Annotated in this window: 20 protein-coding genes; 7 read left to right on the forward strand and 13 right to left on the reverse strand. The window is 44.4% G+C overall.

Annotated elements, in window-relative coordinates; translation table 11 throughout:
- Positions 1 to 43 precede the first annotated feature (43 nt).
- Positions 44 to 832 (reverse strand): SDR family NAD(P)-dependent oxidoreductase, encoded by a 789-nt coding sequence (locus tag XPG1_RS12250; protein WP_045959306.1) that lies wholly within the window; start codon positions 830 to 832, stop codon positions 44 to 46.
- Between the two features lie 264 nt (positions 833 to 1,096).
- Here XPG1_RS12250 and XPG1_RS12255 point away from each other — a divergent pair, with 264 nt between their 5' ends.
- Together XPG1_RS12255 and raiA are read left to right on the forward strand one after the other, a co-directional pair.
- Positions 1,097 to 1,633 carry a dihydrofolate reductase family protein gene (locus XPG1_RS12255; protein WP_045959307.1) on the forward strand — a complete coding sequence of 179 codons (537 nt, stop codon included), beginning with the start codon at positions 1,097 to 1,099 and terminating at the stop codon, positions 1,631 to 1,633.
- Positions 1,634 to 2,027: 394 nt separating this feature from the next.
- On the forward strand, positions 2,028 to 2,360 hold the full coding sequence (gene raiA, locus XPG1_RS12260) for a ribosome-associated translation inhibitor RaiA (protein WP_045959308.1): 333 nt from the start codon (positions 2,028 to 2,030) through the stop codon (positions 2,358 to 2,360).
- A gap of 188 nt (positions 2,361 to 2,548) precedes the next feature.
- Here the strand turns inward: raiA and XPG1_RS12265 are convergent, their stop codons facing one another.
- From XPG1_RS12265 to XPG1_RS12280, 4 genes are all read right to left on the reverse strand, one after another.
- Entirely contained in the window at positions 2,549 to 3,439 is an 891-nt protein-coding gene (locus XPG1_RS12265; RefSeq protein WP_052708315.1) for a DNA-3-methyladenine glycosylase 2, read from the reverse strand.
- A 94-nt stretch (positions 3,440 to 3,533) separates the two neighbouring features.
- The gene (gene pheA / locus XPG1_RS12270) at positions 3,534 to 4,688 is read right to left on the reverse strand and encodes a bifunctional chorismate mutase/prephenate dehydratase (RefSeq protein WP_045959309.1); all 1,155 of its coding nucleotides are present in this window, start codon (positions 4,686 to 4,688) and stop codon (positions 3,534 to 3,536) included.
- A gap of 300 nt (positions 4,689 to 4,988) precedes the next feature.
- The gene (locus tag XPG1_RS12275; RefSeq protein ID WP_045959310.1) at positions 4,989 to 5,906 is read right to left on the reverse strand and encodes an AEC family transporter; all 918 of its coding nucleotides are present in this window, start codon (positions 5,904 to 5,906) and stop codon (positions 4,989 to 4,991) included.
- Positions 5,907 to 6,140: 234 nt separating this feature from the next.
- Entirely contained in the window at positions 6,141 to 6,908 is a 768-nt protein-coding gene (locus XPG1_RS12280; RefSeq protein ID WP_084717313.1) for an SDR family oxidoreductase, read from the reverse strand.
- Between the two features lie 172 nt (positions 6,909 to 7,080).
- On the opposite strand from XPG1_RS12280, the gene XPG1_RS12285 reads away from it, so the two are divergent.
- Together XPG1_RS12285 and XPG1_RS12290 are read left to right on the forward strand one after the other, a co-directional pair.
- Positions 7,081 to 8,568: an NAD-dependent succinate-semialdehyde dehydrogenase gene (locus XPG1_RS12285; protein WP_045959311.1), complete on the forward strand. Its 1,488-nt coding sequence runs from the start codon at positions 7,081 to 7,083 to the stop codon at positions 8,566 to 8,568.
- 308 nt (positions 8,569 to 8,876) lie between these two features.
- A complete protein-coding gene (locus XPG1_RS12290) occupies positions 8,877 to 9,617 on the forward strand; it encodes a sulfite exporter TauE/SafE family protein (RefSeq protein WP_071825409.1) in 741 nt (246 codons plus the stop codon).
- A 344-nt stretch (positions 9,618 to 9,961) separates the two neighbouring features.
- Here XPG1_RS12290 and XPG1_RS12295 read toward each other — a convergent pair whose 3' ends face one another.
- From XPG1_RS12295 to syd, 4 genes are all read right to left on the reverse strand, one after another.
- A complete protein-coding gene (locus tag XPG1_RS12295; RefSeq protein ID WP_045959313.1) occupies positions 9,962 to 10,408 on the reverse strand; it encodes a flavodoxin in 447 nt (148 codons plus the stop codon).
- A 35-nt stretch (positions 10,409 to 10,443) separates the two neighbouring features.
- Positions 10,444 to 11,196, reverse strand: coding sequence for a tRNA pseudouridine(65) synthase TruC (truC, locus tag XPG1_RS12300; protein WP_045959314.1), 753 nt, complete (start codon positions 11,194 to 11,196; stop codon positions 10,444 to 10,446).
- Position 11,197: 1 nt separating this feature from the next.
- Positions 11,198 to 11,524: a YqcC family protein gene (locus XPG1_RS12305; RefSeq protein ID WP_045959315.1), complete on the reverse strand. Its 327-nt coding sequence runs from the start codon at positions 11,522 to 11,524 to the stop codon at positions 11,198 to 11,200.
- Between the two features lie 555 nt (positions 11,525 to 12,079).
- Positions 12,080 to 12,631, reverse strand: a complete 552-nt coding sequence (gene syd, locus XPG1_RS12310; protein WP_045959316.1) for a SecY-interacting protein — start codon at positions 12,629 to 12,631, stop codon at positions 12,080 to 12,082.
- Between the two features lie 352 nt (positions 12,632 to 12,983).
- Here syd and queF point away from each other — a divergent pair, with 352 nt between their 5' ends.
- The 3 genes from queF to xni all read left to right on the forward strand — a co-directional run bounded on the left by queF (position 12,984) and on the right by xni (position 16,174).
- Complete coding sequence (gene queF, locus XPG1_RS12315) at positions 12,984 to 13,829, forward strand: NADPH-dependent 7-cyano-7-deazaguanine reductase QueF (protein WP_045959317.1); 846 nt, start codon at positions 12,984 to 12,986, stop codon at positions 13,827 to 13,829.
- A 166-nt stretch (positions 13,830 to 13,995) separates the two neighbouring features.
- Positions 13,996 to 15,363 carry a nucleotide 5'-monophosphate nucleosidase PpnN gene (gene ppnN / locus XPG1_RS12320; RefSeq protein WP_045959318.1) on the forward strand — a complete coding sequence of 456 codons (1,368 nt, stop codon included), beginning with the start codon at positions 13,996 to 13,998 and terminating at the stop codon, positions 15,361 to 15,363.
- Positions 15,364 to 15,391: 28 nt separating this feature from the next.
- Positions 15,392 to 16,174 (forward strand): flap endonuclease Xni, encoded by a 783-nt coding sequence (gene xni / locus XPG1_RS12325; RefSeq protein WP_045959319.1) that lies wholly within the window; start codon positions 15,392 to 15,394, stop codon positions 16,172 to 16,174.
- Positions 16,175 to 16,334: 160 nt separating this feature from the next.
- Here the strand turns inward: xni and XPG1_RS12330 are convergent, their stop codons facing one another.
- From XPG1_RS12330 to XPG1_RS12345, 4 genes are all read right to left on the reverse strand, one after another.
- Positions 16,335 to 17,729, reverse strand: coding sequence for a TolC family outer membrane protein (locus XPG1_RS12330; protein ID WP_157879497.1), 1,395 nt, complete (start codon positions 17,727 to 17,729; stop codon positions 16,335 to 16,337).
- Positions 17,729 to 19,066, reverse strand: coding sequence for an HlyD family type I secretion periplasmic adaptor subunit (locus tag XPG1_RS12335; RefSeq protein ID WP_045959321.1), 1,338 nt, complete (start codon positions 19,064 to 19,066; stop codon positions 17,729 to 17,731). The genes XPG1_RS12330 and XPG1_RS12335 overlap by 1 nt, the downstream gene beginning before the upstream one ends.
- Positions 19,067 to 19,117: 51 nt before the next feature.
- Entirely contained in the window at positions 19,118 to 20,896 is a 1,779-nt protein-coding gene (locus tag XPG1_RS12340) for a type I secretion system permease/ATPase (protein WP_045960739.1), read from the reverse strand.
- A 112-nt stretch (positions 20,897 to 21,008) separates the two neighbouring features.
- On the reverse strand, positions 21,009 to 21,341 hold the full coding sequence (locus tag XPG1_RS12345) for a protease inhibitor Inh/omp19 family protein (RefSeq protein ID WP_045959322.1): 333 nt from the start codon (positions 21,339 to 21,341) through the stop codon (positions 21,009 to 21,011).
- Positions 21,342 to 21,395 lie beyond the last annotated feature (54 nt).

The raw sequence follows: 21,395 nt of genomic DNA on the forward strand, positions 1-21,395 counted from the left end.
CCTCTATTTAATCAGCCTGATTGATATGTGTTTATGTCAACTTCTAAATAAAAGGAGTAACCCCACCGTCAACGAGATAATTTGCGCCAGTGATAAATGCCGCAGCATCCGATGCGAGAAATAGGAGAAGTGATGCAACTTCATCCGGTTTACCTAATCGACCTACAGCAACCCCCACATCCTCTGTATAACGCTGGATTGCTTCTTCCCGACCAATTTTATATTTCCGCTCAAGTTCGTCTCCTAATCCCCCCGACTTGTCATAAACAGCGGTGCGCACAAAGGCCGGTGATACGACATTAGATCTAATGCCATCTTTCCCGAATTCACGGGAAATTACCTTTGATAATGAGAGTACAGCAGATTTCAGAATGCTGTAGTCAGGTAAGTTCATGTTCGGCATTAGAGCCGCTTCTGAGGCTATGTGGAGTAAGACACCCCTTTTCCTACTCTGCATATAAGGTAGAACAGCTCTAGCCATTCTGATATAACCAAGAAGATTGATATCAATGGTGGTATGCCAATCTTCATCCTTGACATCAAGGAAACCTTTTCGGGGCTGAACTGATGCAGCATTATTGACCAAAACATCAATCGAACCATAACGTTCAATAACGTTTTTTACTACCTCATTGATATTATCCAAATTGCAAACATCAAATTCACAAGGTACTAATTTGTCATTAACTGGAAGGCTAAGTAATTGGCTAAGGTTAATATCCCCAGCAATTACTCGAGCTCCCGCAGATAAAAATGCAGTCGCTGTAGATAATCCTATACCAGAGCCTGCTCCAGTGATAATGATAACTTTGCTATCAAGGCCTTGTATCATAATGCCTTCCATTTATCCTTTGTAACCAAAGCGAGAAAATATTATTTGTTCTTTCAGCTTCTTTAAATTTTCCCTTATAGAATGCCTCGATGTTAGCGTGAATAGTCAATCTTTTGAATTTCAATAATGTCACATCTTTTGTGATTATTTTTCACATATAAAATTTAATTTATTGACATTGAATTGAGTTCCTGAATATATGTCTATTTTCCCATTTAACAGTTTTTGGTTTGGCGTGCTTAAACAAGCTATTAAGGAAAAAGAATGTCGAAGCTAGTTTATTACGTTGCCTCTAGCATGGATGGCTATATTGCCACTCAACAACACCAGTTAGACTGGTTAGAAAATTTCACGCTGGGGGATGATGCGACGCCCTACGATGACTTCTATCAGACTATTGGGGCGGTGATCATGGGGCGCGAGACCTATCATTGGATCATAAAAAACGCGTCCGGTGATTGGCCTTATCAAAATATTCCCGCTTTTATCATGACCAGTCGAGATTTACCGATACCCCCGGGTCTGGATATAACACTTGTGCAAGGAGAAGCTCGTGTTATCGCCGCACAAGCAAAGTGCGCCTCTAGGGGACAGAACGTTTGGCTGGTTGGTGGTGGAAAAACGGCAGCTTATTTTGCCGAGGCTGGTGAGCTGCAACAACTGTTTATCACTACCATCCCTGTTTTCATTGGTTCCGGCGTTGAGGTACTCCCTGTCAGTCATAATGTGAATGTGACCCCCAAAGTCCAGCGCATTTTGCAAAGTGGTGCGATAGAATGTATTTCTGATATAAACATCTAAAGCCTATCATGTGCCATGATAACGCCTCTTCTCTTCCTCAAGATCAGGGCAGTGCCAAATATAATCACCGGCGTGCGCCCAATGGGAGAGCGAGGCGACCCACGATATTTTACGTGATGACGGTGTGACGGAGCAGTTGGACGACAAACCCGACGTGCTCATAATCACTCACATTTCAGAATTATCACTCAGTTTATAATACCAAAACTGATCGATAATGATGCATAACCCCCCCTTTCGCAACAAATATTCTCCATATCTTCCTTGACTATCACAATTCTGCCACTGACTTCCGAAATCACCCGACAAAAGTGATTTAGATCATTCTTTTTACGCAAAAGAGCGCTATGCTGGTTACAACAAAGACGGAGCAATATTAAAGAGGTAACTATATATGTTAATGAACATTACCAGCAAACAAATGGAAATTACCCCCGCAATTCGTAGCCATATAGAAGACCGTCTAAATAAGTTGGGTAAATGGCAAGTCAATCTCATTAATCCACATATCGTACTCTCAAAAGAACCACAAGGATTCCTGGTTGATGCGACAATTGGGACCCCCAATGGCACATTAGTGGCGAGTGCCAAACATGAGGATATGTACACTGCTATCAATGAGTTGCTGACAAAATTAGAGCGTCAGCTCAATAAGGTGCAGCATAAAGCAGAAGGGCGACGCGCAGATAATAGTGTTAAAGAGTCTAATCTCAACTTAGAAGTATAATTAGCCTCAGTGTTGCTTAATCATCGCAATTTCATAGTCACGTAAATCTCATTTCGGCTTTTTCGCTTGGCATGTATAGGTAATGAGCACGAATACAACCGCCAGTAAAAAGCCGATTATGCTTCAGTGTCTTGAATATAAAATATGTAGAAAAATTTATAGATTGAATCCATTTTTGCTCTGAATAACTAAATCAAATTCCATAATTGGATGGACAAATAACTGCGCCAAGGACAGGAATTCTTATGATCGAAATTGTCGTATTTTTTTATTGCTTTCTTAATTCCCAAATCAGCCCCCATCCATATATCGGGATCCTTATTTGCTCTTAGTTTGATATAGTTCAGTGTCCAAGGGCCAACGCCTTTTATTGACAGGATATTATTGATATCGTAGTCAGGAGATTCGGGATCGTTTTCCATAAACCACCTTGCCAGAGCAAGGATAGTCTGTTTTTTGCTGTTGACTGTTTTTAGCACCGTCAAATCACTGTTTATCATGTCAATAGGCAATGGCATATAAACAAGACCATCGTTATCCATATAGCCGAAACGGTGTACTAATTGATTAAATAATTTGGTTGCGGCAGATACCGTGATTTGTTGTCCACAAATTGCCCTTAAGCCAGCTTCAAATTCACTAAATACCCCCGGTATTCTTAAGCCTTTTGATATGCCTATTTCAGGATATTGTCTAGAAAGAAAATCTTCTACGTATGTTAAATTGACATTCAAATCAAACATTTTGATAATTCTTTGATACACCTGTTCGAAAAAACGGGGGTTATTTACTTGAATGGATAGCGACATGCCTTTTTTAGTGGGACATATTTCAAAATACCCCCTATAGTTTAGCGAGTTAAACGTTCTGCCATACGTTTTGTCTCGTATCCATTCCATTCCTTCAACGAGCCGTTTTTGCTGAAATGATAAGAAATGTTCCCAATCATACGCATCGCTGAGGGGGTAAGTTATGTTTTTTTTCACGTTGCAATTTTGCATATTGGTTTTTATAGACGTCATCTTCGTTGTTTTCACCCAAATGAAAAAATTACCATTCAATCTCTTATCTCTACTCATGCTCGCTGATTGATAAATTTTCCACGGCTTAATAGAATTCAGGTTAATCAAAGATATTTAAACCGGATGCTTTCATCCGGTTTTGTTTTTTATATCAAACAGGATCGACAGGAATAATATTTTCGGATGGATAAGATCCCAACACTTTCAGTAAACGAGTAATTTCTGTAAGTTCTTTCAATGCCTGTTGCATTTTCATGGAACGTAGATTGGTTTGCACATCAATATAAAACATCTCTTCCCACGGTTTCCCATTTATCGGGCGAGATTCTAATTTACTCATGGGGATACCATGTTTCTTTAAAATAATAAGTACATCGACCAGTGCGCCTGCTTGCTGTCCAGTTGACATGATAAACGTGGTTTTGGCTGGCACTTGATCAGAAACATCAATAGGCTTACGGGAAACAACGATAAAGCGAGTACTATTTTCTTGCTGATTTGCCAGATCGTTTTCTAAAACATGTAATCCATACAGCGCCCCACCCGCCTCACTTCCTAAAGCAGCAACTTCTGGCGAATTGAGTTCAGCAACTTTTTGCATCGCAGCCGCTGTGCTTTCACAGTAGACAATCTTCCAGTCGGGATATTTATTGAGATATTGACTGCATTGTTGAAAAGGCTGTGAGTGGCTGTAAACGGTTTTGATCGTTGAGATATCAGTATGTCCGGCAATCAAAAGACAATGGTTGATGGGGAGAGTAATTTCGCCAACAAGGGATAAAGGCGTCTGTTGCAATAAATCATAAACTTCGTTGATTGCCCCTGAACTGGTATTTTCCAACGGAAGAATGCCATAATCAGCCTGACCAATCTCAACCAATGAGAAAATATCTGAAAATTTATGGCAACTACACTCAATTAACTGACTGAAATGACGGGCGGCAAATTGACGAGCGGCAATATGAGAATATGAACCTTTTGGCCCCAGAAAAGTAATGCGGGCAGAATCGTCAGCGGTCTGATTCAGGTGTTGCTGTAATAAAGCTTGTTGAGTGAGCACAGAATCTTCGATGATCATCTGAAATAGTCGGGTAATATAAAAACCGTCTAATCCGCGTGATTTCCCTTTATCTATTAATATATTTAATAGTTCCCGCTCTCGATTTTTATCCCGGATAGGGCGATGATCGAGCAATTTTGTTCGGGCGATGTTAACGGCTAACTCCCGCCGCTTAGCGAGTAAAACCAGCAAATCAGCATCAACCTTGCTAATTTCTTCTCGTAAGTTAACTAAATCTCGTTCCATAGTATATTCCTGACAGGCTTATTATGAGTATAGTTGATGTATCGTAGATATTTTTATGACCCGTAAAACAAAAAACCTCCCTGCTGATAGGAGGTTTTTATTCGTTTTCTTACCATTCTTCTTAGAAACGAAGCAACCTCCTTATAAGAAGGTGAAAAAGAAGAAGAAAAATAAGAAAGATGATTGACTAATCATATGGCCTTTAGCACGGTGTTTGTTGCAAAAATAAGGTTTCAATAATGTACTTTAATTAACCTATTTGGCCTGGAGTGTCAACCGAAGGCTTTTCATATTTATCTTTCAAACGGTCACACTACCCAGCATCAAACTCAAGGTGATAATCGACAGTAAGGTTGTCCAGGTGATAATGGATGCCATCACTTCATGATTCCCTCCCATTTGCCGAGCCAAAATATAAGCGTTCCCCGCACAGGGAACGGCAGAATAGAGAATCGCAATACTGGCAGGGAGTCCAGAAGCACCAAAATATTTCACCAGAGCAATGGTAATGAGTGGCATTGCAACCAGCTTGAGCAGCGTGGTATAAAAAATAGAAATCATTTGGTGGATATGCATACTAATAATCAGCCCTGCCCCAACCGACATTAAACTCAATGGCGTCGCTGCATTCGCCAAATACAGGAAAAGTTGCTTGAGTGCCCCCGTAATATGGATATTGAGTATATTCATCACAACGCCCAACACGGCACCGATAATCAACGGGTTTTTAGCCAACGCTAACACAGCGCTACTGAGGTTCTTTTTGCTACCAGTACCGTAATGATTCATCACTAATACACTCATGATATTCGTTAAAATGATCATATAGGCAACAAAAAAACCAGATAGCGCAACGCCTTCACTGCCAAACAGGGATTGGGAAAGGGCGATAAACACATAAGAATTATATCTAATTCCTCCTTGAAAAATTGAGGTAAAAAGCGCCGGAGGTATTTTCACAAAAAACTTAACGATAAATATAATGAGCGCGATAATTATCGTTGAAATGATGGTCGCCATAATGGGGTGAAAATTATCCGCACCGCTAAAATTTGCCTCGCTAATATCTAATATCAATAGCGCAGGAAAAAAAAGATAGTAAACAAATTTATCAGAAAATCCCCAAAATACCTTAACATCCTTAATATATAACTTAGATAAGAATCCTATAACGATGAGTAAAAAAATCGGAAGTATGGATAAGAAAACGTTCAACATTGTAGGTTTCTCTTAAATAGAAATATTAATGTCATGAATGAAATTCAAGAAACATTAACATCTTATTTAAGAAATTATAAAGATTAACTAACAAGATCCGTGATCGTAATCACTTGCCATAAATAGGATCAATATGAACGCCTCGCATTTGCAAGGTAGATAAAAAAAGAACGGCGCTATAGCCATTACCGGCTGGTACACCGCAGCCGGGATAACCCTCTAATGACAAAACAACTACAACGATAGTACTAACTCCTCACGAGTCGGGCCTTGGAAGTAAATTTCGCTAATATGGCAGCTACGGGGTTGGGAAAGCACAAACCGTATGGTTTCCCAGATTGAACGCCCATTCAGTAATTGCTGCCTCATCGTTTTATGATCATCCAATACTTCATCAAAATCATTAACTTCGAAATCCGGAGGATAAATCCCCGTTACCCGGATATTGTCTTTGCTTAATTGGGGAGAAATATTTTGGCAAAAACCACTCATGGCATGTTTGGCAGCAAAAAATGCGGGATGCGCGACAGATTGGGTAAAGTGAGAAATACCGCAGACTGAAACCATGGCAATAATATCGGCACCCTGCGATTTACGCAAACTCGGCAATAACGCTTTCGTCAATAATATCGAGCCGGTCGCTCCCGAATTGATGGTACTGATAATCTCCGCGTCGCTGTCTTCATCACTCAGATGACCTTCCAGCCATTGCGCAGCACTCAGGATCAGGATATCGATAGGCAGGTCATCTCGCAGCAACTTCTCGGCAAAAACACTCACCGATTGCGCATCACTAATATCACATTGATAACTTCTGGCGCTACCACCTTCATTGTGAATGATGTCACAAGTGGCTTCGGCACTGGCTAATTGGCGGGCACAAAGATCAACATGAGCGCCTTCACGCGCCAACCAAACAGAGATGGCTTGACCAAAGTCACGGCCACCTCCGGTCACGACAACCCGCTTACCTTTCAAGCCATTCAGCATACTGTAAGACATAGTGTTAACTTTCCTTAAGCCACGATCAAATTGAACAAAATTATGCCAACATGCGGGCGCTGGCGTTTATCATTGTCTGGTTGACGATGTAGACTGAACAAATGCTGAACAATAAACATCAACGACCTCGAAATCAACGTCTGTTTTCATTTTGTGAAATAAAGAGGAAATTATGACAAGTCATCTGGATACAGAATTGGCAGTCCAACAGGCTTATATCAATGGACAGTGGCTCGATGCGGACAACAAAACAACCTTTAAAGTCACCAATCCTGCCAATGGTGAAATCATTGCTAATGTCAGTGATTTGGGCGCGACTGAAACACAACGCGCCATTGAAGCCGCTAACAATGCACTTCCCGCATGGCGGGCATTACCCGCCAAACAGCGCAGCCAAAAGCTCAAACAATGGTTTGAGCTGATTCTGCATCATCAAGATAAATTGGCTGAAATACTGAGCACCGAACAGGGCAAACCCTACGCAGAAGCCATGGGTGAAATTGCTTACGGCGCCAGTTTTATTGAATGGTTTGCAGAAGAAGGTAAACGCACTTATGGTGAAACGCTCCCCTCTCCCATACCGGGACGTCGTCTTGCCACCATTAAGCAACCCATTGGGGTTGTCGCCGCCATTACACCCTGGAATTTTCCCCATGCGATGATCACCCGTAAAGTCGCGCCTGCGCTGGCTGCCGGGTGTACGGTAGTTCTAAAACCTGCGGCTGAAACGCCACTCTCTGCACTGGCACTGGCCGTATTGGCAGAACAAGCAGGACTTCCGGCGGGTGTTCTGAATATTGTCACTGGCATGGACGCCAAAGCAATCGGTGAGGTGCTGACATCAAGCCCGATCGTGCGCAAACTTTCGTTCACCGGCTCTACCCGTGTTGGCAAGTTGTTGATGGCTCAATGTGCCGATACCGTGAAAAAACTCTCCCTCGAACTCGGCGGCAATGCGCCTTTTATTGTGTTTGATGATGCTGATCTTGATGCCGCTGTAGAAGGTGCAATGGCAGTAAAATTCCGTAACAGTGGGCAGACTTGTGTCTGTGCCAACCGTATTCTGGTACAGGAACGTATTTACGATGCTTTTGCTGAACGTCTGGCACACGCCGTAAAACAACTTAACGTCGGGCCGGCAATCGATCCTGCGTCACAACAAGGCCCTCTGATTAATCAAGCGGCGGTAGAGAAAGTACAGGCACACATCAGTGATGCCGTTTCCAACGGCGCCCGGATTCTGGCTGGCGGCACACCGCATGCATTGGGTGGGCTGTTCTTTGAGCCAACAGTCTTGATCGATGTTACCGAAGCCATGCAAGTTGCCCACGAAGAAACCTTCGGCCCTCTGGCGCCCCTGTTAAAATTCGGTGATGAAGCCGAGGCTATCCGTATTGCCAACGACACAGAATTTGGTCTGGCGGCTTATTTCTATTCCCGCGATATCGGGCGAATTTACCGAGTGGCGGAAGCACTCGAAAGTGGCATGGTCGGCATCAATGAAGGTTTGATCTCCAACGAAATTGCACCATTTGGCGGTATCAAACAGTCGGGGCTAGGGCGTGAAGGTTCACGTTACGGTATAGAAGATTACCTGGAAGTGAAATATCTCTGCTTCGGGGGGTTAGACGCTAAAGGGAATGAATCCCCGATGCGATAGTCAGTCGCCGCATCCCTGATGACTCCCCGTTGACATCGGGCAGAGAAAAACCGTGAGCAAACCCGGAAAATTTTACTATCCAGACATTGTCATAGGTGAATGAGCCCGAAAACCTCACAAGCCGGCCAATTGTTAGGGGCTGCTGACGTTTTGAATTCATGATTCATGCAGCCCTCATTGGCAACCATAGGATGATAAAAAAGTCGTTTAATATGACAAAACCATTATATTTTGGCATGTTTTATGACAATATTTAAAACTAATCATAAATTCAGTGAATTACCTCGATAAGGATAAATGCCTTGAATGTGATTATATTATCGTTGCTATTTATCACGGCGGCTTTATTGCACGGTATCAGTGGTATTGGTTTTCCTATTGCCAGTACAGCAGCACTCAGTTTGTTTATGCCATTCAAAGAAGCGGTGATCTTAGCATTATGGCCAACGCTGTTAGTCAATGTCTGGAGTGTCGTTTCTGGCGGTAAAGTGGGTATTATATTACGTAAGTACAGTTTACTGGCCCTGTTTTCTTTGTTGGGTAGCTTTGTCGGCGCCAAACTGTTGCTATTGGTTAATCCAGCCTATTTACAGTTGCTGATGAGCGGTATCATTATTTTTTATATCATCAATAGCCTTTGTCGTAAAAATCAGCGCTTGCCAGATAATGTCGTCGTTTTGGCGTTATTTGGTCTGGTCGCCGGTATTATTGGTGGGGCTACAAATGCAATGTCACCAATATTAATGATGTGTCTATTGTCAATGAGTCAAAATCATCATGAAATTGCACGAGCTGCAAATTTATGTTTTTTACTGGGTAAAATTAGTCAATTAGTCGTGCTACATCAAGAAGCATTTGCACTTTTTTCTTCGGAATACTTGTGGGTAGTCCTTATATTGACTGCGTTATCACTACTGTCTCTCATTATTGGCACACGCCTAAGAACAAAAATCAGTCCATTATATTTTCGCAGGTTTGTTCTCATTATATTAGGCGGGTTAGCGGGAGTATCGGCAATTCAGTCTCTACGCGTTTTAGTGTTATCATAGTGCTATCTGTCATATTTGGATTGCGGCTTTGTTGGCTGCTGCTCATCCGCTTTCGGCCATATAGCGAGGTTGTCAGCCAGAATTGCCGAAGTTTCAATTCATCTGGACGTCACTCCCCTTTTCGACGATATAGGCCGATACAACGTTTGCCGGGTGATATATTGAACTAAGTGCCCGGAGAGTATAAAAATCTGTGAGGCACTTATTCAGCAACAGCTTCTGGCAAATCGCGAGTCTCCCCACCTAATTGTATTCCCAGATACCCATGCTCAAATCGGGCTTTTCAACCATCATGGAGTACCGCGATTCGTGTCTGAAGTATTAAATCCAGTTTATGCAAACTGTTATAACAATCCTCCCCACTGTTCAATCCAGTCCAGGGCAAAAGCTTCAGGCTCATACACCTCAGTGGCATCAATCAACAAGATCTCACCCATTCGTTTTGCTTCCTGTTCCTGTAACAGCTCATCAAAAGCCCGGCCACCACCACAGAAAGTGTCATAACTGCTATCACCTAGCGCGATCACACCATAGCGTAAATCAGGCTGATAGCCCAACGTATCATTCAATTCTGTATAGAGCGGCTGGATATTGTCAGGCAAATCCCCCTGCCCCGTTGTCGACGTCACCACCAGAACAACATGCTGCAAATATTCTTGCCATTGCGCTAAGGTCGCCTCTTCAAAAATCTCAACCTCATGCCCTTGCTGCTCAAGGAGCTGTTGCGCGTTTTCCGCAACCGCTAACGCATTACCATAAACAGTACCAACGAAAACACCAATCTTTGCCATAAATATTGATCTCTTTAACGGGTTTGATATTCAGTTCACTGATGAATAGTCAGACATTCCAGATCAGGCACAATACCCTGCCAGCCAAATTGTTCAAGTAAATGCTGCCATGATGGTTCCCACCGAGCCGTCAGAAACAGATCGACACCGGTCACAGGATGCCTGAGTTGAAGGTGGCTGGCATGTAACATTAACCTGCTTGTCTGATAATATTTAGCCACACCTCGGTTTTGTCGCAAATCACCGTGGGTGGTATCCCCAATAATCGGGTGTCGAATATGTGACATATGTCTGCGTAATTGATGCTTACGACCGGTTTTTGGCATCAATTCCAAAAGACTGAAACGGGATGTTGGATAACGCCCTATTGCAACCGGACACTCTACTTTTGCCAATGAACGGTAAGCCGTCACAGCTGATTGCGCTTCTCGCTGGGTATCCGCAAATTTGTCTGCAATTTTATCCAACTGCTCCATTAAGGCGTAGTCGATAATATCATTACCTTCGACATAACCCCTAACCACTGCGTGATAGGTTTTTTGTATATTGTGGCATTCAAACTGTTGGGAAAGTGTTCTGGCGACTTGACTTGAAAGTGCCATTAATAAAACACCGGAGGTTGGCCTGTCCAGACGATGGACAGGGAAAACATGTTGCCCAATTTGATCACGCAGGGTTTGCATCACAAACACGGTTTCATGGCGATCCAGCCAGCTACGGTGAACTAACCATCCGGCTGGCTTATTAACTGCAACAAGATGTTCATCCTGATAAATAATATCCAGCATCTCAAACATCCTGTGCAAACAGACTGTCTAATGTGCGTAAATGGTCAAGCAAAGGTAAATAGCGCTCTGTTTCTTCTTTATAAACTTCTTCAAAATACGGGGCAATCGTAAACGCCGTCGGTAAACTGGCTTTTTGCTCTATCAAAGCGCGCATTCTGGGGATTAACACCCACTGCAACCACACTTCCGCCGACATGGTATCAATGGAAAAAGGTTCGGTACTCTCAAAGGCCTCCGGTTTAGGTGGATAATGTTGCCATATCCCTACCGCCTTCATGGTAGCTTCAATTAACTGTAATTTATGTAGAATTTGTTTCTCGATACTCATGATATTGGATCTGATACTTGTCTGTTATTCAGATGACAAACAACGGCCATCACGTCATTGGGATCTAAGAATATCATTGATACGATTACAGCGGAAAAATTGTGGTCATTTAAATGAAATAAGGGAGGAGATAAAATCTCCTCCCTCTAGACGGGCTGTCGTAGCCATCCTGCTACATAAAGCATTCCCTGCTTATTTCCCTGACAAAAAGTATCCTTACCGTTGTCCTTAACTCAATCATTATATTGCTAGTTTTTGGCGTCCGGCCTGTACCTATCATCCTTGTACCATCTTCCTGATGGATTTATTCCCTGGTCATTGTTTGCTGTGATTCCTTGCGGAACAACAAAATGATCGCTGATTCAGCCTGTTGAAACAAGGTACTGGGTCAGCTTCACAAGGGAAATAATAAAATTAACGTAGTGATAACATCACTCATGTTATTGATATAAAATAAAAATAATATCATTAGGTAATATTCATACCGTGATTCAAAGAAATCTCTCACGCAACGTGTGAGAGATCTCTTACAAAAAAGGGCATCAATATCTGCAATCAACTGACCATGACCGGCGTCAGCGCGGAAAGAAAACTGGCTAAATCTTCGGATAACGTGGTTCGATCATGGCGACCAAACTGTTCAAGGATCACCTGCCCCGTCAAATTACAGACAGAAATCAATCCCATTTCTGACTCAGTTGTACCAATAAATACGGTAGGTGAAAGTTTTAAACGTTTCTGTGTGACAAGATGACCAATGAGATTTTCCTGTAACCGGATAAAATCATCTTCACTCCATACCTGAATCAGACTCAGGTTTTGCTCCCCAAAATGGGCAACCATATCACCCGCTAACTGCATCGTATAGTAATCATGAATAGATTCCTGTAAACGAATGTCCAATGCAGTCTCTACCTGTCTTAGTTTCTCCTGAGGCGAGAATGGGCGAGGTAACCAATGCACCACACCATCACCCGTACGTTCAATACAGGGCGAAGGGACACCATATAGCTCACTGCTGGCAGGGGGAAATCTCGTTTTCTCTTGCCACAGCTCAACATAACGGCGGGTAAAATCAGCGAGGGCTTCGGTCACATTAAAGGTCATGCTATATCATCCATCATTTTCAGGTCAGCAATGTTATCCCACTTATTCCTATCTGCTTTTCAGTAAAATAACAACGAAGCAATGATATTAGCATTTTCATCATAAGATGTTGATATTACTTTTATTAACGTTAGCCCCGCTGATTTATTCCAATAAAATCTAAATATGACAGATCCCTTTATTCCTGTTAAAGCCCACCTTCCCTGAATTTAAAATAATGGATTTGCAACAACACGTTGTGAATGTTCACACTCACTTTGCGGGGGTGAATAAAAATACGAAGCCTCAGCATTCCTTGATACACTACAAACTGTCTTACAGTCGAAAGATTCTTCAGTTTTAAGGAATAATCATGTCTTTATATCAGGATAATCAAGCGCTCTCCCAACTCACGTTAGGTAAACCAACTCCCTACCGCGATAACTACGATCCCACTTTATTACAGGCCGTTCCTCGCAGTATGAACCGGGAACCGCTCGGGCTATTTCCGCATAACCTTCCTTTTCATGGTGCGGATATCTGGACACTGTACGAACTTTCCTGGCTCAATGCGCGTGGCGTTCCTCAGGTTGCTATCGGCCATGTCAGCTTAGATTCAGCCAGTGAAAACCTGATCGAATCAAAAAGTTTCAAACTTTATCTGAACAGTTTTAACCAGACTCGCTTTGCTGATTGGGAAACAGTACAAAAGACCCTGCAACACGATTTATCGGCTTGTGCCAACGGCAATATTGAGGTTGTTTTATATCCCCTCCATGATTTCAGTCAACAGCCAATCGCTGAATTTACCGGGAAATGTATCGATCATCAGGATATTGACATTGATGATTATCAGTTTAGTCGGGATTATCTTCACCATGCAGCTACGGGCGCTGTCGTTGAAGAAACGTTAGTGAGCCATTTACTCAAATCGAACTGTCTGATCACGCATCAGCCCGACTGGGGCTCGGTCATGATCCGCTATAAAGGCGCGAAAATTGATCAGGAAAAACTGTTGCGTTATTTAGTCTCTTTCCGGCATCACAATGAATTTCATGAACAATGTGTCGAACGCATTTTCAACGACTTAATGACGTTATGTGCACCTGAAACGCTCACTGTTTATGCCCGCTATACCCGGCGAGGGGGCTTAGATATCAATCCGTGGCGCAGTAACGAAGCGTTTACACCGGCAACAGGAAGATTAGCCCGCCAGTAATCGGAGCAACCTGAATAATGACCGCTAACCATGCTGCCGGATGAAATCAGCGATACCCGCGAGATTCAGGTTGTTGTGATGGCGAAAAACCAGCAAAACGGCCGCTGACCAGACTACGGGTATCCATCATTATTGGGAAACCCCATAAAGGGGAAAGGAGATATTCTTGATTACACATGTCAATCCATTAGGATCAATGGATTTACTCTCTCAGCTAGAAGTCGATATGCTTAAGCGTACCGCAAGCAGTGATTTATACCGCCTTTTCCGTAACTGTTCACTGGCGGTTCTTAATTCAGGGAGTCAAACAGATAACAGCAAAGAATTACTGTCAAAATACGAAGATTTTGACATCAATGTACTGCGCAGAGAGCGTGGCGTAAAACTGGAACTCATTAATCCCCCAGAAGATGCCTTTGTTGATGGCAAAATCATCCGTTCTCTGCAAGCCAATCTTTTCGCGGTATTACGCGATATTTTGTTCGTTCACGCGCAAATTGCGAATCAACAGAAAACGCATAATTTGAATATGGAAAATGGTATGCACATTACCAATATCATTTTCTCTATCCTGCGCAACGCTAAAGCGCTGCATATTTCAGAAGACCCCAACATGATTGTTTGCTGGGGAGGGCATTCCATCAATCAGAAAGAGTATCTGTATGCCCGTAAAGTAGGAAATGAACTTGGGTTACGTGAACTGAACATCTGTACGGGGTGTGGGCCGGGCGCAATGGAAGCCCCCATGAAAGGGGCCGCAGTAGGACATGCACAACAAAATTACAAAAAAAGCCGTTTTATCGGCATCACAGAGCCATCAATTATTGCGGCAGAGCCACCCAATCCGCTGGTGAATGAATTACTCATTATGCCTGATATTGAAAAACGTCTGGAAGCCTTTGTCCGTATTGCTCATGGCATCATTATCTTCCCCGGCGGAGTGGGAACGGCAGAAGAATTACTCTATCTGCTGGCTATTTTGATGAATCACGACAATAAAGATCAAATTCTGCCGCTGATCTTGACCGGTCCCAAAGAGAGTGCCAATTATTTTCAGGGGCTGGATGAATTTATTGTTAGTACTCTGGGAAAACAGGCTCAGAATTATTACCGCATTATTGTGGATGCTCCTGCGGAAGTCGCTCGTATCATGAAAAAAGCCATGCCAAGCGTCAAAGAAAATCGTCTCTCGACCGGAGATGCCTACAGTTTCAACTGGTCATTGAAAATCACGCCTGACTTACAATCTCCCTTTACGCCATCCCATGCAAACATGGCTGACCTGAATTTGTACCCGGATCAACCACCGGAAAAACTGGCCGCAGCGCTACGACGCGCATTTTCAGGTATTGTCGCTGGTAATGTAAAAGAAGTGGGTATCCATGCCATAGAAAAATATGGTGCCTTCAAGATCCACGGTGATGCGGATATTATGCGCCGAATGGATCACCTCCTGAGGGACTTTGTGGCGCAAGATCGTATGAAACTGCCCGGTGGCACAGCTTATGCGCCTTGTTATGAATTAATCAGATAAAAACACGGCAAGGATGGAAGACAACGACATGATACACCTTTTGATTATAGACGCCTTAAATCTGATTCGGCGCATCCATGCAGTGCAGGGAAGCCCCTGTCTTCCTGCCTGTCAACATGCGTTAAAGCAGATCATGACGCATGCCACCCCAACCCATGCTGTCGCAGTATTTGACGAAGATGATCGTAGCCATAGCTGGCGCCATCACCTTCTGCCTGATTACAAAGCAGGTCGCTCGGCTATGCCCGATAATTTGCAGCAAGAAATGCCGTTGATTAAACAAGCATTGACGACATCCGGCGTCGCATGCTGGCATGCCGAAGGGCATGAAGCAGATGATTTAGCCGCAACACTCGCCACAAAAGTGGCTGATAGCGGACACCGGGTCACGATCGTTTCAACCGATAAAGGCTACTGCCAACTTCTGTCTCCCACTATCCAAATTCGTGACTATTTCCAAAAACGCTGGCTGGATTTACCTTTCGTTCGGCAGGAATTCGGCGTTGAACCGAACCAATTGCCTGATTATTGGGGGCTTGCAGGTGTCAGCAGCAGTAAAATTCCCGGCGTGCCGGGTATTGGTGCCAAAACCGCCGCCATCTTGCTACAACAAGCCGGTTCACTGGATAATTTATTTCTAAACCCGGAAGCCCTGCCAGATAAATGGCAAAAAAAATTGGCGTCTCATAAAGAGACGGCTTATATCTGTCGTGAAGTTGCGTCCCTCAAAACCGATTTATCACTCCAGGGGAATTTACAGCAACTTAGACTGACTCATTTCAACTTTGCTCAAAACAATCAAGATGACTGATCAATGAGGAGATGAAAAAAATTCAATTCATTATATTTGATAACGTGATTAAAAATAAAAGCAGCATAGTCTTACCAGGCAGATATGCTGCTTATCTGTCTCGATCTTATTGCGGTTTCAGCGTCAGTGATTATAATATTTTGGTTAACTGTCACTGCTATCAGCTAAAATAATTAGCAATTAATTGAATATGTTCACCGTTCAATTGACCAGACTCACTTAATAACCCAATCCACGCTTTCATATAGTCATATTTTGCCTGAGATAATTCACGGCGAGCGGTATAAAGCTGCTGCTCAGCATTCAATATATCGACATTGACTCTCTGCCCCAATGCAACACTTTTCTGCGTCGCTTTCACTTGTAATGCTGCCGCTTCCACCGCCATTTCATAGGCTCGTATCCGCTTTTCACCATTCACACAGGCATTATAATTGCGTCTCAGCGCATTCAGGATCTCCCCCGTCTGCGCATCCATTTCAAATTTCACCTTGCCATAGTTTGCGGCTGATTGACGCACCGCAGCCGACGTTCCCCCGCCATTATAGAGGTTCATGGATAAGCGTAATCCAATAGAATCCGTCCTGTATTTTTGATCAATACGATTATCGCTATTGGATTTATTTTCGCTATGAGAAGCATACAACTCCAGTTTTGGCAGATATCCCGCCCGATGACGTTCAATCTCGTGATACGCTGCTTCCACTTTCTGGCGCGCCGTGGCCAGTTGTGGATTATGACGTAATGCCCGCTCCTCCCAATCGGCGTAGTGTACGGAGTCCAGTTTAACTGTTTTGAAACGCTGAGAATGGGGTAAACGATTAACCGGTAAATCGGCTGGTAAGGGGATACCAACCAATAATTGCAAGTCACGGATTGCGGCATCCAACTCATCCTGCACCACTAACTCATCAGCCAGAACCTGACTGTAACGTGTCTGTGTTTCAGCAACATCAGTGCGCGTACCTTCGCCAGAAGCAAACAATTTCTGATTAAGCGCCAACTGCGCCTCATAAGCTAGCCGCTGCTGAGTCACCTGTGTCAACCGATCCTGCGCATTCGCCACCGCCATATAACTGTTGACCACCCTGACCGCCAACTGCTGACTATCCATCTGAAAACGGGTATCACTCATCAGCGCATAAGCCTGACGGGTTCGATAGCGTGCCCACGCTTCAAAATCCACCAATGACTGAGTCAGAATAATCGTTCCACTGTAACTGTGATACTGTCGGTGACGGCTTTCCTGAACGGCATTTTTCCGTAGATCAGAAGACGACGATGTCATTTTCTGCCAGTTTTGGGGCGCATTCTGGTAACTCATGGCAATGTTGGGCAACAACTCGGCTAACCCAAGATTTTTCTCTTCCTGTCCCGCTTCCTGATCTTTAATTGCCGCCTGAAATGTTGGATCATGCTGCAATGCCAATGCATAGGCTTCCGTCAGGGAAAGGGCATGTGCGGAACCGGAAATTAACGCAGCTAACAAGACCATCAACAATCGGGGCAATAAAGTCCGTTTATTGGCAAAACTGCAATACCTCAACATCTTCATTACTCCTCAATCAACGATGTCGATGCCCTATCCACCAGCGGCTTAAACAAATAGCTCAACAGAGAACGTGATCCTGTTTTGACAAAGACGTCAACAGGCATCCCCGGTTTGATCTTCAAGCCGGCCAGCTTTGCCATCCCCTCAGGAGTGACGCTCAATCGCATCTGGTAATAAGGCTCTCTTGTCACACCATCGACCAAACGGTCAGCAGAAACCACCGTCACCTTGCCAGCCACTTTCGGTGTCCGGTTCTGATTGAATGCAGTAAACATCAAGTCAACATCTTGCCCCACGGTAACCTTATCAATCAGGTTTACCCTCAAACGCGCTTCAACTTCCAGCGGACTCCGGGCGGGCAGAATCTCCATTAATTTCTCACCCGCAGCAACGACACCACCTTGCGTAAACACGGTTAATCCAACGACTGAGCCATCGACTGGGGCAATAATTGAAGTATGTGACAATTCAAACTCGGCCGTTTCCAGTTTATTTTTCAGTTCATTCGCTGAAACCTGTACTTCTGCCAACTGGTTGCGTACTTCGCGCAGGTAATCCGCCTGACGCTGGATAACCCGCTGCTGCGTTTCCTGCCGCTGTTTTTCAAGCTGGCCGATACGTCCTGTCATTTCCGCCATACTGCCACTCAATTCACTTTGACTACGCAGTAATTCCAGATAACGGTTACGGGGAAAATAGCCCTCTTCCGTCAGCGGCCGCAGGTTAGTCACTTGTTCCTTGAGCGAAGCCTGTTGCTGCTGCTTGTTTATCAGGGCTTCCCGCAACCCTTTAATTTGAAAACTCAGCCCTTCTCCGGTCTGCTGCATCCCCGCCAAATCACTCTGCAACATCTCCCGTCGGGACAGAAAGAGTTGTTTTTGCAAGGCAAGAATTTCAGTCAGGCGCGTCTCCGCTTGCTGATTCAATAATGTAGGGGGAAAAATAACGGCATCCAGCCCCTGCTGCTCAGCCAAAAGCCGAGCTTCTGTTGCCAATGTGGTATAAAGCTGCTGTTTCAGGGAATCAATGTGGGCATTAACCTGTACCTGACTGAGCTGAACCAACACCTGACCGGCCTTCACCTGTTCGCCTTCTTTCACCTGAATTTGCCGGATAAGGCCATTAACCGGAGATTGTACTGTTTTGCGGTTTCCATCAACCACAACCATTCCCGAAGAAGCGACCCCTTTATCAAGCGGTGCCAATGCCGCCCAAATAAGAAACCCCAGAATGCCAATCCCAATAACCAGCCAGCCTATTCGCAGGTAACGATTTGCATCCAGCGGCAATAATTCCGCTACCTCATTTCGGGCATCCTGTGCGTTAGTCTGATAGGACATCTTTACTCCCGGATAGAAATATCCCAACAATTGAAATATGGCTGAGTCATGTTACGAGGCATGTTCGACCGTTTTTATTTGTGATTGTGTGGGTGATTGCGAGGGTGATTGTGATTGAGACAACGCCGCCATCACCTGTGGTGAAGATCCAAACATTTTCATTTTCCCCTGTACCAATAACAAAATCTTGGTTGTTTGCGAGAGCAATGAAGGCCGGTGGGTGATAACAACCACGGTTTTACCTTGTTCCCGTAATTGAGCAATTGCCTGGTTCAGCGCTTTTTCCCCCGAATCATCCAAATTGGAATTAGGTTCATCCAACACCACAAGCGAGGGATTGCCATACAGTGCTCGAGCCAAACCAATGCGCTGTTTCTGCCCACCAGATAGCCCCATGCCACCCGCGCCAATCACCGTGTCATAACCCTGCTCAAGGTTGAGTATCAATTCATGGACACCGGCTTTTTTTGCCGCCTCAATAACCTTTTCAGGTTCAACCTCATGAAAACGAGCGATATTCTCCGCGATCGTGCCACCAAACAACTCAATATCCTGTGGCAGATAGCCGATGGAGATCCCTAACTCATCTTTATTCCATTGGTAAATATCCGCACCATCAAGCCGCACAACCCCCTCTTGTGCCGGCCAAATCCCCACCAACAAACGGGCCAGCGTCGATTTCCCCGATGCACTGGGACCAATCACCCCCAAGACATCCCCCGAACGCAAGGCGAAGCTGATATCCTGCAAGACATAAGAGGGCTTGGGTAATGCGCCATTTGGTGATGCCGGAACGGCTCGCCTTTTACTCGGTGGCATAGCGGATACGTTTTCCAGCAACAACGCGCCTTCAGGCGTCGGTAATGACATTCCTCTTTTCCGTTCAGGTTGGGCTGTCAGGAGCTTATCCAATCGTTGCCAGGACAAGCGGGCAGCACTCCAACTCTTCCATGCCTGGATTAATTGCTCAATCGGCGACAACGCCCTGCCCATCAAAATAGAACCGGCAATCATCATCCCTGGCGTGATATGCCCTTCAATTGCCAACCAGCCGCCCAAGCCCAGGATCAACGATTGCAAAGCCATGCGCACGGTTTTACTCAACGCCGTGATCGCCGCAGATCGTTCACTGGCAATACGTTGAAAATTGAGAAAACGTTGATGTAAACCAAACCAACGATGGCGCAATGTCGGCAACATGCCGAGTGCTTCAATCACTTCAGCATTGCGTAAGTGAGTACTGGCCAAATGCGTTGATCGCAAAGAAAGCGTATTGGCGGCCGCCAAAGACGCCTGAGATAGCCACTGATTTAATACCGCCAGCAAGATCAAAATAATTGCCCCAACCAGTGCCAGTAAGCCCAGATATGGGCTGAACAGGAAAATAACGCACAGGTAAACAGGAAACCAGGGCGCATCAAAAAAAGCAAACAGTGCACTGCCTGTCAAAAACTGGCGGATAGTCGCCAGATCATTGAGCATTTGACCTGCATCGGTGGAACCATTTCTCAGATTAGATTCATAAGATGCGGTATAAACCCGCTGGTTCAGGCGCATATCAAACTGACTGCCAATACGGATCACCACCATACTACGGATATATTCCAGCCCGCCCATCATAGCGAACATACCCAGAGTGATTAATGTCAGCATCAGCAAGGTCATCTTATTACTGGATGGCAACACCCGATCATACACCTGAAGCATATAAACCGAGGGAACCAGCATCAGCAAATTGATGAATGCGGTAAATAACCCCACAGTCCAGAAGACCTTGCTGCGTGCACGGATAACATCCGTTATTTCATCCTTTGGAAAGCGTAATTTCACGGCAATCCCTTCATCATTAACTGAAGCAAAATGCATGAGTGATCTCCCCTTATTGCGTTCAACCCACCGGAGTGTCACGCAAAAATAATGGGATATAAACCCGGCATCATTTTTATTTTGTTCCTGTTTTTGCTGCGCCGCTGAATGTCATGATCAGTTTCCTACCATCAACAAAGTAGGCGGCCCACTGTTCCGATTCATGGCTAAAAAAGGCCAGACTATTGCCATCCTCATCAGTCAGAGTGAGTCCATCGGGAGAGGGATACCATCCTTCAACAGACGCGCCAATCAATTGCGCTACACAAGCATCGCTTTTCAACGCCCAAATAAAACCGTCCGCTAAATGCGTATCCGTCAATTCAATGTTGCACTGCTGATTCCCATCGGTGAGCTGCCATAATCCTTTTAACTCGCCAGCAGACGGAAGTTTCAAACTACTCGCCATACATCCTCCAACAAAAAAGAGAGAAAAAATCACCCATAAAGTTAACGTTGATCG

It is taken from the genome of Xenorhabdus poinarii G6 (assembly GCF_000968175.1).
GTDB classification, from domain to species: domain Bacteria; phylum Pseudomonadota; class Gammaproteobacteria; order Enterobacterales; family Enterobacteriaceae; genus Xenorhabdus; species Xenorhabdus poinarii.